Here is a 15,869-nt window from a genome sequence, read left to right as displayed (position 1 = left end):
GGCGCGCAGCGGGCGTTCCCGCCGCGGCGCGCCTGCGATGCAGGAGAGTCATCATGCCCAGGGTCGTCTGGAAAGGCGCCATCGCCTTCGGTCTGGTCAACGTCCCGGTCGCCCTCTACCCGGCGAGCACCGCGAACCGGCTCGACCTCGACCTCCTCGACCGCCGCGACTTCGCTCCGGTCGGTTACCAGCGGATCAACAAGCGTACCGGCGAGGTCGTCGCATCCGAGGACATCGTCAAGGGCTACGAGTACGAGAAGGACCAGTACGTCGTCGTCACCGACGAGGATTTCCGCGAGGCGAACGTGAAGGCGACGCAGACCGTCGACATCCTGAGCTTCGTGGCCCAGGAAGACATCGCGCCGTACTACTTCGACACGCCGTATTACCTCGAGCCGGGCCGGCGCGGCGAAAAGGGTTACGCGCTGCTGCGGGAGACCTTGCGGCGCAGCGGTCGCGTCGGCCTCGCGACCGTCGTCATCCGCAGCCGGCAGCATCTCGCGGCGGTCATTCCGGTCGGCGACGTGCTGCTGATGAACACGCTGCGTTTCGCCGACGAAATCCGTTCAATGGCCGAACTGAAGCTACCAGACGACAAGCTGAAAGCGCTCGGCGTGTCCGAGCGGGAACTCGAGATGGCCGAGCGCCTCGTCGAGGGCATGGTCGAGGACTGGGCGCCGGAACAGTACCGCGACACTTACCGCGACGACCTAATGGCGCGCATCGAGCAGAAGATCGAATCGGGCAAGACGCATGTCGTCGCCGAGGCCGAGGCGCCGCGCGCGGCCGAGGCTGGTGCCGAGGTCGTCGACCTGATGGCGCTGCTGAAGCGCAGCCTCGAAGGGCGCGCGGGGAAACCGGCGGGGGGGAAGGCTCCCGAACCGTCGGACGAAGCGGGCGAGGAGACGAAGCGCGCGCGCGCGCGCCGCACGGTCTCGGGCAAGTCGGTTCCGTCGAGCGCGAGCGCGACGAAGCCCGCGAGTTCCGGCGGCCGGAGCAAGGCGGCCGGCGCGCGTTCGTCTTCCGCGAAACCCCGCGACAAGGAGCCGGCCGAGAAACCCGCTGAATCGCGCCGGCGCCGCGCATGAAGCAGGCGGGCAGGGACAAGGCGGCCGAGGGCCCGCTTGCGCGCTATCACGAGATGCGCGACTTCACCTCGACGCCGGAGCCGAGCGGAGCCGCGGCGCGGCGGGGGGTTGGGGAAGTGCTTTCCTTCACCGTCCAGCGCCACGCGGCGCGGCGCCTCCATTACGACTTTCGTCTGGAACTCGGCGGCGTGCTGCGCAGCTGGGCGGTGCCGAAAGGGCCGAGCCTCGACCCGTCGGAGCGACGTCTCGCGGTCGAGACCGAGGACCATCCGCTCGACTACGGAGAGTTCGAGGGCGTGATTCCGGCGAAGCAGTACGGTGCCGGCCAGGTCGTGCTGTGGGACCGCGGCGGCTGGTTGAGCCTCTCGCCGGATCCTGCCGCGGCGCTCGCGAAGGGGAAGCTCAAGTTCCGGCTCGAGGGCGAGAAGCTCAGGGGCGCCTGGACGCTCGTGCGGATGCGGGGCAGGGCGGACGAGGATGCGCCGGAAGGGCCGCCGAACTGGCTCTTGATCAAGGAGGACGACGACGAGGCGCGCACCGGCGACGACGCCGAGATCACGCTGACGCGACCGGGAAGCGTCAAGCGGATGTCCGAGCGCGCGGTTCCCGGAGCGCGGTCGGACGGTGACGTCCCGGCGAAGCGGAAAACGGGAACGCGGGAAATCTCGGGCGGGGGCGCGCGCCGGAAAGCGGGCGGCGCGGCGAAGGGCGAGGGCGAAGGACGCAGCCCGCTGCCGGCGTTCGTCGCGCCCCAGCTTGCGAGCCTCGTCGCCGAAGTGCCCCCCGGATCCGACTGGCTCTATGAGATCAAGTACGACGGCTACCGGCTGATGGCAAAGCTGGAAGCCGGCAAGGCGACGCTCTTCACGCGCAATGGCCTCGACTGGACCGGGAAGCTGCCGCAACTCGCGAAGGCGCTTGCCGCGCTCGAATTCGATGACAGCTGGCTCGACGGCGAAATCGTCGTCAACGGCGACGACGGCCTGCCGGATTTCCAGGCGCTGCAGAACGCGTTCGACGCCGGCTCGACCGCGCAGATCGTCTATTACGTCTTCGACGCGCCGTGGCTCGCAGGCCGGGAGCTCGCCGGCTTGCCGCTCGTCGAGCGCAAGCGCCTGCTCGCCGACGCGCTCGCGGACCGGAACGGCGGGGCGATCGGATTCAGCGGGCATTTCGCCGAAGGCGCGGGCGAAGCGCTCGAACAGGCCTGCCGGATCGGGCTGGAAGGGCTGATCGGCAAGCGCGGCGATGCGCGCTACGTTTCGGGACGCAGCCGCAGCTGGATCAAGCTCAAGTGTCGGCCGCGGCAGGAGTTCGTCATCGGCGGGTACACGGAGCCGGGCGGCGCGCGCAAGGGGTTCGGGGCGCTGCTCGTCGGGCTCTACGACGACGCGGGCGAACTCAACTATGCGGGCAAGGTCGGCACGGGCTTCGACCAGCCGACGCTCGCGCGGCTGGCGTCGCGCCTCGCAGCGCTCGAACGCGACGACTGTCCGTTTGCCCGCAAGCCCCGCCCGGCCGGTCAGCACTGGGTTCGGCCTACGCTCGTCGCCGAAGTCGAATACGCGGGCTGGACGCGCGAAGGCCTTCTGCGGCAGGCCGCGTTCGCCGGCCTGCGCGAGGACAAGCCGGCGCGCCTCGTGCACGGCGAGACGCCGGTGCCGGTCGAGGGCGGCGCTTTGGACGATACGGACGAGGTCGCGGCGGCTTCCGGTGACGAGGCGAGGACGGACGGGGCGACGCCGACGCGCAACGAAGTCGGCAGGACCCGCAAGAAGGCCGGTTCAGCGGCAGCGGTTACGACCGAAGCAAAGACGCTTGGAGCGGGCGAGCGCGCTGCCGCGAAAAAAGGATCGGTTCGCGTCGCCGGTGTCGTCATCAGCAATCCGGAGCGTGTCGTCTGGCCGGACGCGGGTCTGACGAAGGCGGATCTCGCGCGCTATTACGAGGAGATCGGGCGCTGGCTGCTGCCGCATATCGTGAACCGTCCGCTCAGCCTGCTGCGCTGCCCGGACGGCAGCGCGGCCGAGTGCTTCTTCCAGCGCCACATGGGCCAGGAGCGGCCCGCCGACGTCGAGAGCTTCATCTGGGAAGGGGCCTCGCCGAGCCGGCGCAGCTATCTCTACGTCACGAGCCTCGAAGGCGTGATCGGCATGGTCCAGCGCGGCGCGGTCGAGTTCCATACCTGGGGCTCCACGATGCCGCGGGCGGACCGCCCCGACCGCATCACGATCGACCTCGACCCCGCGCCGGACGTGGATTGGAAGCGGGTCGTCGAGGCGGCGCGGCTGGTCCACGGACTGCTCGGCGAGCTCGGGCTGCCGAGTTTCCTGAAGACGACCGGGGGAAAGGGGCTGCACGTCGTCGTGCCGCTGCAGCGCGGCCCGGCGTGGGAGGACGTGAAGCGCTTCTCGAAAGCGTTCGCCGCGCAGCTCGCGCGTATCCTGCCCGACCGTTTCACCGCGAACATGGCGAAGAACCGCAGGACGGGACGCGTCTTCGTCGACTATCTGCGCAACGGCGCGAGCGCCACCGCGATTTGCGCCTATGCTGCACGGGCGCGTCCCGGCGCGCCGGTATCGATGCCGCTCGCGTGGGACGAACTCGGCGCCGAGTTGAACCCCGCGGACTTCACGATCGTCACGGTTCCGGGACGACTCGAAAGCCGCCGCGAGGATCCGTGGCGCGACTACGCGAAAAAGCGCAGCCGCTTGACGCGCCCGATGTGGGAAGCGCTCGGCGAGCCGCCTCCGTGACTTTCCGCGACGAACCGTTCGCGGCGAACGAACTCCGACGATAACAACGACGAAGTCCCCAGCCGATGAAATCACTCGCCTTCGATAACCGTTTTGTCCATGACCTTCCCGGCGACCCCGAGCCGTCGGCGCACGTACGCCAGGTTCACGGTGCCTGCTACTCGCGCGTGATGCCAACGGCGGTGCGAGCGCCGCAGCTGGTCGCCTGGTCGCCCGAAGTCGCTGCGCTCGTCGGCTTCGACGAGGCCGAAGTCCGCTCGGCCGAATTCGCCGCGGTTTTCGCCGGCAACGCGCTGATGCCCGGCATGGAACCGTACGCGGCGTGCTACGGCGGCCACCAGTTTGGCAACTGGGCCGGACAACTCGGGGACGGCCGCGCGATCACGCTCGGCGAGACGGTCAACGCGGGCCGTGAGCGCTGGGAGCTGCAGCTGAAGGGGGCAGGGCCGACGCCGTACTCGCGGCAGGCGGACGGTCGCGCGGTGCTGCGCTCGTCGATCCGCGAATTCCTGTGCAGCGAAGCCATGCACCACCTCGGCGTGCCGACGTCGCGCGCGCTATGCCTTGTCCTGACCGGCGAGGAAGTCGTCCGCGACATGTTCTACGACGGACATCCGCGGCCGGAACCGGGCGCCGTCGTCTGCCGCGTGTCGCCGTCCTTCATTCGTTTCGGCAACTTCGAGATTTTCGCGTCCCGCGGTGACGAGGCCCTGCTGACGCGCCTCGTCGACTTCACGATCGCCCGGGACTTTCCCGAGCTCGTCGGTTCGACCGAGGCTCGCCGCGCAGATTGGTTCCGGACCGTCTGCGAGCGCACCGCGCGGCTCGTCGCACACTGGATGCGGGTGGGTTTCGTGCACGGCGTCATGAACACGGACAACATGTCGATCCTCGGGCTGACGATCGACTACGGTCCGTACGGCTGGATCGACAACTTCGATCCGGGGTGGACGCCGAACACGACCGATGCCGGCGGGCGGCGCTACCGCTTCGGCAATCAGCCGCACATCGCGCACTGGAACCTGCTGCAGCTCGCGAACGCGCTCTACCCGGCTTTCGGCGCCGTGGAAGCCTTGCACGCGGGCCTGGAGCGCTACGCCGAAGTCTATGACGACGAGAGCAGCCGAATGCTCGCCGCGAAGCTCGGCTTCGAGACTTTCCGCGACGCGGATGCGGCGCTCGTGGACACGCTGCACCGGCTCCTGACTCGGGCCGAGGTCGATATGACGATCTTCTTCCGGAAGCTCGCGTCGCTCGATCTCGATGCGCCGACGCTCGACCCGTTGCGGGAGGCGTTCTATACGGAGGAGAAGGCGGCGCGCAACGAAGCGGAGTTCGACGCCTGGCTCGCCGCGTATGCGGCGCGGGCGCGCAACGAAGGCATGACACCCGACGAGCGTCGCGCGCGGATGAATGCGGTCAATCCGCGCTACGTGCTGCGCAACTATCTCGCACAGCAAGCGATCGACGCCGCGGAGCAGGGTGACTACGGATTGATCGCCGAACTGCTCGACGTGATGCGGCGCCCGTATGACAACCAGCCGGGACGCGAGCGGTTCGCGGCGAAACGCCCGGACTGGGCCCGCCAGCGCGCCGGATGTTCGATGCTGTCGTGCAGTTCGTGAACGCGTGGCGGAAGACTCAGGCCTTCACGCGCATCAACCGCGCCTTGTCGCGCTCCCAGTCGCGCTCCTTCTCGGCTTCGCGCTTGTCGTACTGCTTCTTGCCTTTCGCCAGCCCGATCGTCGCCTTGATCCGGCCTTTCGCGTAATGCAGGTCGAGCGGCACGAGCGTGTAGCCGGCGCGTTCGACCTTGCCGATGAGTTTCGAGATTTCCGCCGCATGCAGGAGCAGCTTGCGCGTGCGTACCGGGTCCGGCTTGACGTGGCTCGACGCGCTCTGCAGCGCGGTGATGTGCATGCCGAGGATGAAGATCTCTTCGCCGCGCAGGATTACATACGCTTCCTTGATGTTCGCGCGGCCGGCACGGATCGCCTTGACTTCCCAGCCTTCGAGCACGAGCCCGGCCTCGTACTTCTCTTCGATGAAGTAGTCGTGGAAGGCCTTGCGGTTGTCGATGATGCTCATGGGTCGAGGTCGGTCCTTGGAGCGGGATGTACCCGGTCGGCTTGCGGTAGAATCGCCGATTTTAGCAGTTCGGCGCCGAGGCCGTCCTCATACCCTCATGGCTGACGTCAAGAAGCAGGTCCTCGTCGAATTCACGCCCGAGCAGATGTTCGAACTCGTCGACCGCTGCGAGGACTACCCCCTGTTCCTGCCCTGGTGCGGCGGAACGGAGGTGCCTGCGCGCACGGACAAGGTCACCGTCGCGACGCTGCACATCAATTACCACGGCCTGAAGGCGCATTTCAGCACGCAGAACGAAAAGCTCGCGCCGGTGAAGATATTGATCCGCCTGCGCGACGGGCCGTTCAAGCATCTCGACGGCCATTGGCATTTCACGCCGCTCGGCCCGGGCGCCTGCAAGATCGAATTCAACCTGCATTACGAATTTTCGAACAGGCTGCTCGAAAAGGCGGTGGGGCCGGTTTTCAACCACATCGCGAACACGTTCGTGGATTCCTTCGTGAAGCGCGCACAGCAGGTTTACCCGAAGAGCTGAAGATGGCCGATCTGATCAACGTCGAAGTCTCCTACGCGCTGTCGCACGTGCAGGAAGTGCTCAAGGTCGGCGTCCCCGCCGGCGCGACCGTGCGCGACGCCATCGAAGCGTCCGGCATCCTGCGCAAGTATCCCGAGATCGAACTCGACGGGCGCAACAAGGTCGGCGTCTTCGCGAAACTCACGCGGCTCGACACGCCGCTGCGCGACCGCGATCGCGTCGAAATCTACCGCCCGCTGATCGCCGACCCGAAGGCCGTGCGGAAAAAGCGCGCCGAAGAAGGGAAGGTGATGAAGAAGGGCGGTGCGGCGGGCGGCGAGGAGTAGTTCCGCCGGCCGATGCGGGCTACTTGCAGGCCGACGCGATGAAGCTGTGTGCCCGCGCGACCTCATCCCCGCGGGCCGCATCGTTGAGGACTTCGCGTTCGCCCGAGCTGTTGAAGCGCGCCATGCGCTGTCCCGATTCGAGTGCCGCGAGCTGATTGCGCGCGCGTTCGCAGTCGCGCTGCCGTGCCGCAGCCTGCTGGCGTTCAGTTTCCGCCTTCGCGCTGGCTTCGGCCGCTTCGGCGCGCCGCTGGCGGAATTCGACTTCCTTTTCGGCGAGCGTCTTCGCTTTCAGCGAGTCGGCGCTCGCTTTGCCGCCTTCCGGCGCTGTTTTGCCGGCTCCGTCCTTCGATATCTGGCCCGACTTGTCCGCCCCTTGCGCCGGGTTGCCCGCGCCGGCATCTGCGGGGTGGGGCGCGTTCGCGGTTCTCTGCGTCTCACGCAGCGTTCTGGCGTTCGCGCCGGCCGGCGGAGTGTCCGAATAATGCACCTGCCCCTGCGCGTCGCGCCATTGATAGATCTCGGCGCAAGCGGGTGCTGCGAGGAACAGGCTGATGACAAGCAGATTGATGCGGCGCATCGCTGGAACTCCGTGAAAGCGCCGCTTACCACGCGCGAGCGCGATCTGTATAATACGGATTTGGTCGAAAGGATAGAAGCCATGCGAGTGATTCAGAAGGCGCTGACGTTCGATGACGTCCTTCTCGTTCCCGCCCACTCGACAGTCCTGCCGCGCGATGTCAGCCTTCAGGCGCAATTGACGCGGAACATCCGGATCAACATTCCCCTCGTCTCCGCCGCCATGGATACGGTGACCGAATCGCGCCTCGCGATCGCGCTCGCCCAGGAAGGCGGCATCGGCATCATCCACAAGAACCTCGCGGTGAAGCAGCAGGCCGCGATGGTCGCCAAGGTCAAGCGCTTCGAATCCGGCGTGCTGAAGGATCCGATCACGATTCCGCCGACGATGAGCGTGCGCGACGTGATGGCGCTGACGCGGCTGCACAAGTTTTCCGGCCTGCCGGTTGTCGAAGGCAAGCGCGTCGTCGGTATCGTGACGAACCGCGACGTGCGCTTCGAAACGAACCTCGATCAGCCGGTCTCGGCGATCATGACGCCGTTCGAGCGGCTCGTCACGGTGAAGGAGGGCGACAGCCTCGAGGAAGCGCGGCGGCTGATGCACAAGCACCGCCTTGAGCGCGTGCTGGTCCTCAACGACGCGGCCGAATTGCGCGGTCTCATCACCGTCAAGGACATGATGAAATCGACCGAGCACCCGCTCGCCGCGAAGGACGGGCTCGGCCGCCTGCGCGTCGGCGCCGCGATCGGTGTCGGTGCCGGCACCGAGGAGCGGGCCGAGGCGCTCGTCGAAGCGGGGGCTGACGTGGTCGTCGTCGATACCGCCCACGGCCATTCCCAGGGTGTGCTCGATCGGGTGCGCTGGGTCAAGAAGAATTTCCCCGATGTCGAAGTCATCGGCGGCAACATCGCGACCGGGGACGCCGCGAAGGCGCTCGTCGATTGCGGCGTCGACGCCGTCAAGGTCGGCATCGGCCCGGGCTCGATCTGCACGACGCGGATCATCGCGGGCGTCGGCGTGCCCCAGGTCACCGCGATCGACAACGTCGCGACGGCGCTCGCCGGCACGGGCGTGCCGCTGATCGCCGACGGCGGCATCCGCTTCTCCGGTGACATCTCGAAGGCGATCGCGAGCGGCGCGAACGTCGTGATGCTCGGCGGCCTCTTCGCCGGCACTGAAGAAGCCCCCGGCGAGACGGTGCTGTACCAGGGGCGCTCGTACAAGGCTTACCGCGGCATGGGCTCGCTCGGCGCAATGCAGCAGGGCGCGGCCGACCGCTACTTCCAGGAATCCGACGGCAATGCCGACAAGCTCGTGCCCGAAGGCATCGAGGGGCGCGTGCCGTACAAGGGGCCGGTCACCGCTGTGATCCATCAGCTGGTCGGCGGTCTGCGCGCGTCGATGGGTTATCTCGGCTGCGAAAGCATTCCCGCGATGCATAAGCGCGCGCAATTCGTCGAGATCACGTCCGCCGGCGTACGGGAATCGCATGTCCACGACGTGCAGATCACGAAGGAAGCGCCGAACTACCACGTCGATTGATTCCTCGCCGTTTCATTCGGGGCGGCTTCGGCCGCCCTTCTCATTTCCGGTAGCGACATGGCACACCAAAAAATCCTCATCCTCGATTTCGGCTCCCAGGTTACTCAACTGATCGCGCGGCGGGTTCGCGAGCAGCAGGTGTATTGCGAGATCCACCCATTCGACGTTTCCGATGCCTTCGTCCGCGAGTTTGCGCCGTCCGGCGTGATCCTTTCCGGGGGGCCGAACTCCGTCTATGAGGCGGTCGGCTGGCACGCGCCGCAAAGCCTGTTCGAACTCGGAGTGCCGGTGCTCGGGATCTGCTACGGCATGCAGACGATGGCGCAGCAGCTCGGCGGCAAGGTCGAAAGCTCCGGCAAGCGCGAGTTCGGCTATGCCGAGATCCGCGCGCGCGGGCATTCCGAACTCTTCCGCGGGATCGAGGACCGCACGAACGACGAAGGACATGGGCTGCTCGACGTATGGATGAGCCACGGCGACAAGGTTACCGACCTGCCGCCCGGCTTCAAGGTCATCGCGAGCACCGAGTCGTGCCCGGTCGCTGCGATGGCCGACGAGGTCCGCAAGTATTACGCGGTGCAGTTCCACCCGGAAGTCACCCACACGATCAAGGGCCGCGACATGCTCGCGCGCTTCGTCCATGAGATCTGCGGCTGCGGCCACGACTGGAACATGCCCGATTACGTCGAGGAGGCGATCGCGAAAGTCCGCGCGCAGGTCGGCGACGAGGAGGTCATCCTCGGCCTGTCGGGCGGCGTCGATTCCTCGGTCGTCGCGGCGCTGCTGCATCGAGCGATCGGCGACCAGCTTACCTGCGTCTTCGTCGACAACGGCCTGCTGCGACTGAACGAAGCCGAGCAGGTGATGCGGACGTTCGCGCGCAACCTCGGGGTGAAAGTCATCCACGTCGATGCGACCGCCCAGTTCATGGGCCACCTTGCGGGGGTGTCCGACCCGGAAGCGAAGCGCAAGATCATCGGCCGCGAGTTCGTCGAAGTCTTTCAGGCGGAGGCGAAGAAGCTGCCGAACGCGAGGTGGCTCGCGCAGGGCACGATCTACCCGGACGTGATCGAATCGGCCGGCTCGAAGACTGGCAAGGCGCACACGATCAAGAGCCACCACAACGTCGGCGGCTTGCCCGAAACGCTGAACCTGAAGCTGCTCGAGCCGCTGCGCGAGCTCTTCAAGGACGAGGTCCGCGAACTCGGCATTGCGCTCGGCCTGCCGCACGAGATGGTCTATCGCCACCCGTTCCCGGGCCCCGGCCTCGGCGTGCGCATCCTCGGCGAAGTGAAGCAGGAGTTCGCGGATCTCCTGCGCCGCGCCGACGCGATCTTCATCGACGAACTGCGCGCCGCCGACTGGTACGACAAGACGAGTCAGGCTTTCGCGGTGTTCCTGCCGGTCAAGAGCGTCGGCGTCATGGGTGACGGCCGCACCTATGAGTACGTCGTCGCGCTGCGCGCCGTGGAGACGCAGGATTTTATGACGGCGCACTGGGCCGAACTGCCACACAGTCTGCTCGGCAAGGTGTCCAACCGGATCATCAACGAAGTGCGCGGCATCAACCGCGTCGTCTACGACATCTCGGGCAAGCCGCCGGCGACGATCGAGTGGGAGTAATCAAGCGCCCGCCGTGCTAGCGCGGAGGGCGGTCTGAAGAACCATCCGGAACCCCAGCAAGGCTGGGGTTTTTGCTTTTTTGCCCTCGTGTCAGGGTGGCGCGGGAGAAAGGGGCGACGACTTGGCGAAAGCGGGGCGATCGTGAGCGGTATCCCCCAGCGTGCCAGGAGGTGGGCGGATGCTACCGGCCGCGCGCGGCATCCGGCGCCGCGCGGGCGGCTCCCGTGACGCTGGCGTGAATAAAGCGGCCGGTGTGGAGGAAGGCGACGATCTGGTCGACACAGACGGTGGAAAACAGCATCTCGGAATGTCCGACATGCAGCGTGATGCTGTCCGTGGCTTGCGCGAAGAGCGTCTCCTCGACCGCGACGATCCCGTCGTTCGGCTTCGGCAGTCCCGGCAGGAGGCGGCCGGTGCCCAGGCTCCGGTCGCCGGAGATCACGCCGACCTCGAAGTCATCGGGAATCCGCGGGATGTCCCGCGCGACCCAGTCGTGCATCGAACGTCCGACGATCGCGGACACCCCCGGCACCCGTGCCAGCGTCTTCGCGCAGTGCGATCCGCAGCAAGGCGCGCCCATCAGCACCGCGCGACCGAGCCGCGGGTCGCGATGCAGCGAGAGCGCATTCAGCACCAGCAGCCCGCCCAGGCTGTGGCCGACGAGGTGGATCCGGGGGGCGTCGAGCGACGTGATGAAGTGGCTGAGCGCGCCCGTGTTCGTGGCCAGGTCCTGCCGTACCGACGGGTACGAAAAGGTCCGCACCGCGAAGCCGCGGCGCGTGAGTGCCTGTCGTTGCCGGAAAAAGACGATCCCATGCATCCAGAGTCCGTGCACCAACACTATGGTGTCGGACGGCGTGCATGGGAATGGTGAGGCGGGACTGCTGGAGCCCCGGCCGGAAATCAGCCCTTCGGCTCGACTTCGAATAGGTGCAGGACCGACTGGAACGCATCCGCGCTCACGCGCGGGTCGTACTTGGACAGCAGTTCGAGCTGACGGGTCTTCGTCGACTGCGGCGCGAGCGCGATGACGACGTCGCGTTCGGCGAGGATCTCGTCCCGCATGCGTTCGGTGACGAACAGGAACGGGATCGGGATGTACAACTGGTCGGGCCCCTGAGTGTGATAACGCAGGTCCACGAGCTGAGTTTCGTTTTCGGAATGCCGCTTCATTTGTTGTATGTGCCTCCTCTCATATTATTAAGCGTACTGCGATCTATGTCGCATTCATGCGATATGCACGGGGCGGAATGTTGCCTTCGCCTCCTGCGTGCCGCAATACCTGTTTCTGGGCAAACGGGCTACTGAATCGATAATCCGTGACAGAAACATTGCAATTCCGCAAGCGCTTGTGCACTATAATGCATGACTTCACGACGTTCCCGGAGAACGCCCCGATGAGCACGGCAAACACCGACAGCAGACTGCAAAGACCCGACCTCTCCGTCGAAGAAAACGGCTATTTGATGATGCTCGGCGAACGCATTCGCGAACTCCGCGCGCGTCGCGGCATGACCCGCAAGATTCTCGCGCGGCAATCGGGCGTCTCCGAGCGTTATCTCGCACAACTCGAAACCGGACACGGAAACATCTCGATCATACTGCTGCGGCAGATCGCGCATGGACTCGGACTGCCGATCGTCGATCTGGTTCGCGAGGAGGCGGAGCAGCCGGCGGAGCTCGCGCAACTTATCCAGTACCTGAACCGCCTTCCCCCGTCAGCGCTGGCACGCACCCGACAGCTGCTCGAAGCCGAAGTCGAGTCGGCCGGCAAGGCGTCGCGACGCCAGCGGATTGCGCTGATCGGCCTGCGCGGCGCCGGCAAGACGACCCTCGGCACGATGCTCGTCGAGCATCTGGGTGTTCCGTTCATCGAACTCGCGAAGAGGATAGAGCAGGACGCCGGCGCCGAGTTGTCGGAGATTTTCTCGCTGTACGGGCAGGCGGCGTATCGGCGCTACGAGCGGCGCAGCCTCGAGGCGATCGTCGATAACACCCCGCGCTTCGTGATCGTTCCCGGCGGCAGCATCGTGTCGGAATCGGCGACCTTCGACCTGCTGCTGTCGTCGTGCTTCACGATCTGGCTCAAGGCTTCGCCCGAAGAGCACATGTCCCGCGTCGTCGCGCAGGGCGACTATCGGCCGATCAAGGACAGCCGCGAAGCGATGGACGATCTGAAGCGCATTCTCGCCGGGCGGATCGCGATGTACGACAGGGCGGACGCGATCGTCGATACGTCGGGAAAGACCGTCGACGAGAGCTTCGCAGAGATGCTCGAGGTGCTCCGCGGCTGATGCCGCGGCAACGCTCCACGACCGCTGCCGCTGCCCGGACAACGCGGACCGTATCGGTTGCTGAGTTTTCACTCCTGCCTCGACCCCGAGGCCTTTCCCCGGTCCTCCCTTCCCCCCCGCCATCCTGGCAACCGCCCGATCCGCCCCGGCCATCGAGCCCGTAGGGGCCATAGAGCCCGCGTCGTCGTCTCCGGGCTTTCCATTTTTCCGCGCTTTACTTCGAACGCATCGGGAGTCAGGCAATTCCCTTTGCCGGTGAGGGGTTTGCTGGTGCGCTCGTAGCTCTTCGTTCCCGCCTGGCTTCCCCCTTGTTGCATGTTGCGATGCATCAAAATGCATTCACTACCGGTTTTCTTCAAAAACCTCTGCTGTTAACCCTTTAAAAAATGCACGGGAGTGCATGTCGAAGTGCGCCGCATTTGACGTAGGTCAATAGTCGATGCATTCGGATGCGTATGATGCGACTTCATGCAGGAACGGAAACATACTGCAGCGACGGCAAGATAATGCAGGCAACCGCAGAAACAGCGGACACATCAGAGGAGATAGTTCGATGAGCGATGGTTTGTTCGACCAGTTCAAGACCTGGTACGAGAAGCGCCACGATTACGCACGGGACTGGAAGGCGCGGACCGGCGGTCAAGTGGTGGCGACGATGTGTACCTATACGGCGGAAGAGTTGTTGATCGCCGCCGGTATGCTGCCGGTTCGGGTGCTCGGCGCCCACGAGCCGCAAAACGTGACCGAGCCGCACATTTTCGGCATGTTCTGCCCGTTCTGCCGTGACTCGCTCGCGCAGGGCCTGCTCGGCCGCTTCGACTACGCCGAGGGTGTGACCCTGACGCAGTCGTGCATCCAGTACCGTCAGACCTTCGGTTCGTGGCGCCTGCATGTGCCGACGGTGAAGTGGGACTACTACGTGCCGATGCCCAACGAAGTGCAGTCGAAGCACGCCCGCAAGGCGCACTACGAGGAGCTGAAGTCGTTCCGGACGTTCCTCCAGACGCTGATCGGCAAGGAAATCACCGACGACATGCTGCGCGAATCGCTCGCCGTCGTTGATGAGAACCGCCGCCTGCTGCGCGAGCTGTACGAATACCGCAAGGAAGACAACCCGAAGGTGACCGGCGTCGAGGCACTGTACGCGTCGCTGACCGCGCAGTTCATCGACAAGCGCGAGCACAACGAGCAGCTGAAGAAAGTCCTCGCTGCGCTGCCGTCGCGTCAGGTGACCCGCCAGCAGGGTGTGCGCTTTATGACCATCGGTTCCGAAAACGACGACATCGCGTTCATGGCGATGGTCGAGTCGGTCGGTGCGACGATCGTCGCGGACGATCAGTGCTCGGGCAGCCGGTACTTCTGGAACGCTTCGAAGCCTGAAGACGACGTGATCAAGGCGATCGCCGACCGCTACTGCGATCGTCCCGCCTGTCCGACGAAGGATTACCCGACCCATACGCGTTACGACCACGTTCTCGGCATGGCAAAGGACTTCAACGTCCAGGGCGCGATCTTCCTGCAGCAGAAGTTCTGCGATCCGCACGAGGGCGATTACCCGGATCTGAAGCGTCACCTGGAAGAAAACGGTATCCCGACGCTGTTCCTGGAATTCGACATCACGAACCCGATCGGCCCCTTCCGTATCCGCATCGAGGCATTCCTCGAGACGCTGGGCGAAGAAGAGCTGTTCTGAACTGACTGCGGAGAGAGAACGATGAACGCAATGGCAAACAAGTATCCGACCGAGCCGCTCAAGCTCTGGGGCAAGGCAAAGGAACTGCGCGAGCAGTACTACATGAACTACGCGCGGGCCAAGGAGAAGGGCGGTCTGCGCTGGTCCGGTTCCGCGTGGGCGCTCGATGCGCTGCCGGCCGGCCTCGGCAACGACGTCTATTCGCTGACCGGCGAGCCGTACGCCGCGGCGGTGTCGCACGACCGCAAGTTCGCCAAGGAATGCATGGACGCCGCGGAAGCCTACGGTTTCGCCCGTGACCTGTGCTCCTACATGCGGATCTACTGGGGCGGCATGCACCTGAACAAGTACGCGTTCGGGGGCGAGTTCCCGAAGGCCGACTTCGTGTTCCAGACGCAGATCTGCTGCTCGCACTCGAAGTGGTACCAGCACGTCGCGAAGGAAGAGCAGATTCCGCAGTTCTACGTCGATGTCGGCGTCGGCCCGTACAAGGATATGTCCGATGCGCGTCTCGACTATGTCGCGGGCCAGCTGCACGACGGCGTCGAGTTCCTCGAGAAGTCGACCGGCCGCAAGTTCGACGACGAGCTCTTCATCAAAGCGGTTAAGAACGAAATGCGTTCGACGTCCCGCTGGGCGGACATCTGCGCGCTGAACAAGGCGAAGCCGGCGCCGCTCGACGAGAAGACGATGTACTCGCTGTACGTGCTCTGCACGCTGTCGAAATCGTCGCAGTGGTGCGCGGACTTCATGGATGAGTTGTACGAGGAAGTGAAGGACCGTGTCGCCCGCGGCATCGCAGCGGTGCCCAACGAGAGCGTGCGCATGATGTCGGACACGCAGCCGCCCTGGTCCTTCCTGAAGATCTTCCGCTACCTCGAGACCTACGGTGCGGTGTCGATCGGCTCGCTCTACACCTTCGCGCTGGAAGGCATCTGGGAAGACAAGCCGGATGGTTCCTGGGGTGGTCGCACGCTGCCGTGGGAGAAGGGCATCGAGATCAACGACCGCGACACGGCGATCCGCCTGTACGCCGACTGGAACCTCTCGAAGCCGCAGTGGCAGCACTTCTACAACCCGCAGCTGAAGTCCGAAATGATGCTTCGCATCATCAAGGAGTGGGGTGTCGATGGCGTGATGCTGCACTTGAACCGCGGTTGCGAAGGCCTCTCGCTCGGCATCATGGAAAACCGCCTGGCGATCGCCAAGGCCGGCGTGCCGGTGATGACCTTCGAAGGAAACATGGGCGACGAGCGCGAATTCGACGAAGTGCGCACCCAGGCCCGCGTCGATGCGTTCATGGAGCAGCTCGGGCTGCGCCGCCAAGCCGCCTGATGGATAACCGAG

General features: G+C 65.5%; 14 protein-coding genes. 10 read left to right on the top strand and 4 right to left on the bottom strand.

From position 1 onward, the window contains the following. Window positions 1–53 precede the first annotated feature (53 nt). The 3 genes from ku (at window position 54) to V6M37_RS13825 (ending at window position 5,469) form a co-directional block, all read left to right on the top strand. Entirely contained in the window at window positions 54–1,088 is a 1,035-nt protein-coding gene (ku, locus tag V6M37_RS13835; RefSeq protein ID WP_332674216.1) for a non-homologous end joining protein Ku, read from the top strand. After that, complete coding sequence (gene ligD / locus V6M37_RS13830; protein WP_332674214.1) at window positions 1,085–3,844, top strand: DNA ligase D; 2,760 nt, start codon at window positions 1,085–1,087, stop codon at window positions 3,842–3,844. Before ku ends, ligD begins: the two co-directional genes overlap by 4 nt. 65 nt (window positions 3,845–3,909) lie before the next feature. After that, complete coding sequence (locus V6M37_RS13825; protein WP_332674212.1) at window positions 3,910–5,469, top strand: protein adenylyltransferase SelO; 1,560 nt, start codon at window positions 3,910–3,912, stop codon at window positions 5,467–5,469. Window positions 5,470–5,485: 16 nt separating this feature from the next. Here V6M37_RS13825 and smpB read toward each other — a convergent pair whose 3' ends face one another. Next, window positions 5,486–5,992 (bottom strand): SsrA-binding protein SmpB, encoded by a 507-nt coding sequence (gene smpB / locus V6M37_RS13820; RefSeq protein WP_332674260.1) that lies wholly within the window; start codon window positions 5,990–5,992, stop codon window positions 5,486–5,488. A gap of 37 nt (window positions 5,993–6,029) precedes the next feature. Here smpB and V6M37_RS13815 point away from each other — a divergent pair, with 37 nt between their 5' ends. Further along, window positions 6,030–6,467, top strand: a complete 438-nt coding sequence (locus V6M37_RS13815; RefSeq protein WP_332674210.1) for a type II toxin-antitoxin system RatA family toxin — start codon at window positions 6,030–6,032, stop codon at window positions 6,465–6,467. Between the two features lie 2 nt (window positions 6,468–6,469). Then, on the top strand, window positions 6,470–6,793 hold the full coding sequence (locus V6M37_RS13810; protein ID WP_332674207.1) for an RnfH family protein: 324 nt from the start codon (window positions 6,470–6,472) through the stop codon (window positions 6,791–6,793). Window positions 6,794–6,812: 19 nt separating this feature from the next. Here V6M37_RS13810 and V6M37_RS13805 read toward each other — a convergent pair whose 3' ends face one another. Then, on the bottom strand, window positions 6,813–7,370 hold the full coding sequence (locus tag V6M37_RS13805) for a DUF4124 domain-containing protein (RefSeq protein WP_332674205.1): 558 nt from the start codon (window positions 7,368–7,370) through the stop codon (window positions 6,813–6,815). Window positions 7,371–7,451: 81 nt separating this feature from the next. Here V6M37_RS13805 and guaB point away from each other — a divergent pair, with 81 nt between their 5' ends. Together guaB and guaA are read left to right on the top strand one after the other, a co-directional pair. Beyond that, window positions 7,452–8,912: an IMP dehydrogenase gene (guaB, locus tag V6M37_RS13800; protein WP_332674203.1), complete on the top strand. Its 1,461-nt coding sequence runs from the start codon at window positions 7,452–7,454 to the stop codon at window positions 8,910–8,912. A gap of 57 nt (window positions 8,913–8,969) precedes the next feature. Further along, a complete protein-coding gene (guaA, locus tag V6M37_RS13795) occupies window positions 8,970–10,535 on the top strand; it encodes a glutamine-hydrolyzing GMP synthase (RefSeq protein WP_332674201.1) in 1,566 nt (521 codons plus the stop codon). 181 nt (window positions 10,536–10,716) lie between these two features. On the opposite strand, the gene V6M37_RS13790 is transcribed toward guaA, so the two are convergent. Beyond that, complete coding sequence (locus V6M37_RS13790) at window positions 10,717–11,370, bottom strand: esterase/lipase family protein (RefSeq protein ID WP_332674199.1); 654 nt, start codon at window positions 11,368–11,370, stop codon at window positions 10,717–10,719. 68 nt (window positions 11,371–11,438) lie between these two features. Further along, window positions 11,439–11,708 carry a hypothetical protein gene (locus tag V6M37_RS13785; RefSeq protein ID WP_332674197.1) on the bottom strand — a complete coding sequence of 90 codons (270 nt, stop codon included), beginning with the start codon at window positions 11,706–11,708 and terminating at the stop codon, window positions 11,439–11,441. 224 nt (window positions 11,709–11,932) lie between these two features. Between V6M37_RS13785 and V6M37_RS13780 the strand changes: the two genes are divergently transcribed. From V6M37_RS13780 to bzdO, 3 genes are all read left to right on the top strand, one after another. After that, on the top strand, window positions 11,933–12,829 hold the full coding sequence (locus V6M37_RS13780; protein ID WP_332674195.1) for a helix-turn-helix transcriptional regulator: 897 nt from the start codon (window positions 11,933–11,935) through the stop codon (window positions 12,827–12,829). Between the two features lie 553 nt (window positions 12,830–13,382). Beyond that, the gene (gene bzdN / locus V6M37_RS13775) at window positions 13,383–14,522 is read left to right on the top strand and encodes a benzoyl-CoA reductase, bzd-type, subunit N (protein WP_332674193.1); all 1,140 of its coding nucleotides are present in this window, start codon (window positions 13,383–13,385) and stop codon (window positions 14,520–14,522) included. Between the two features lie 21 nt (window positions 14,523–14,543). After that, a complete protein-coding gene (gene bzdO, locus V6M37_RS13770) occupies window positions 14,544–15,857 on the top strand; it encodes a benzoyl-CoA reductase, bzd-type, subunit O (RefSeq protein ID WP_332674191.1) in 1,314 nt (437 codons plus the stop codon). The last annotated feature ends 12 nt before the right edge of the window (window positions 15,858–15,869 follow it).

Origin of the sequence: Aromatoleum sp. (assembly GCF_036675785.1) — a bacterium.
Taxonomy (GTDB): Bacteria; Pseudomonadota; Gammaproteobacteria; order Burkholderiales; family Rhodocyclaceae; genus Aromatoleum.
The sequence above is the reverse complement of the archived record's forward strand: the minus strand, read 5'-3'. Positions and strand labels throughout refer to the sequence as shown.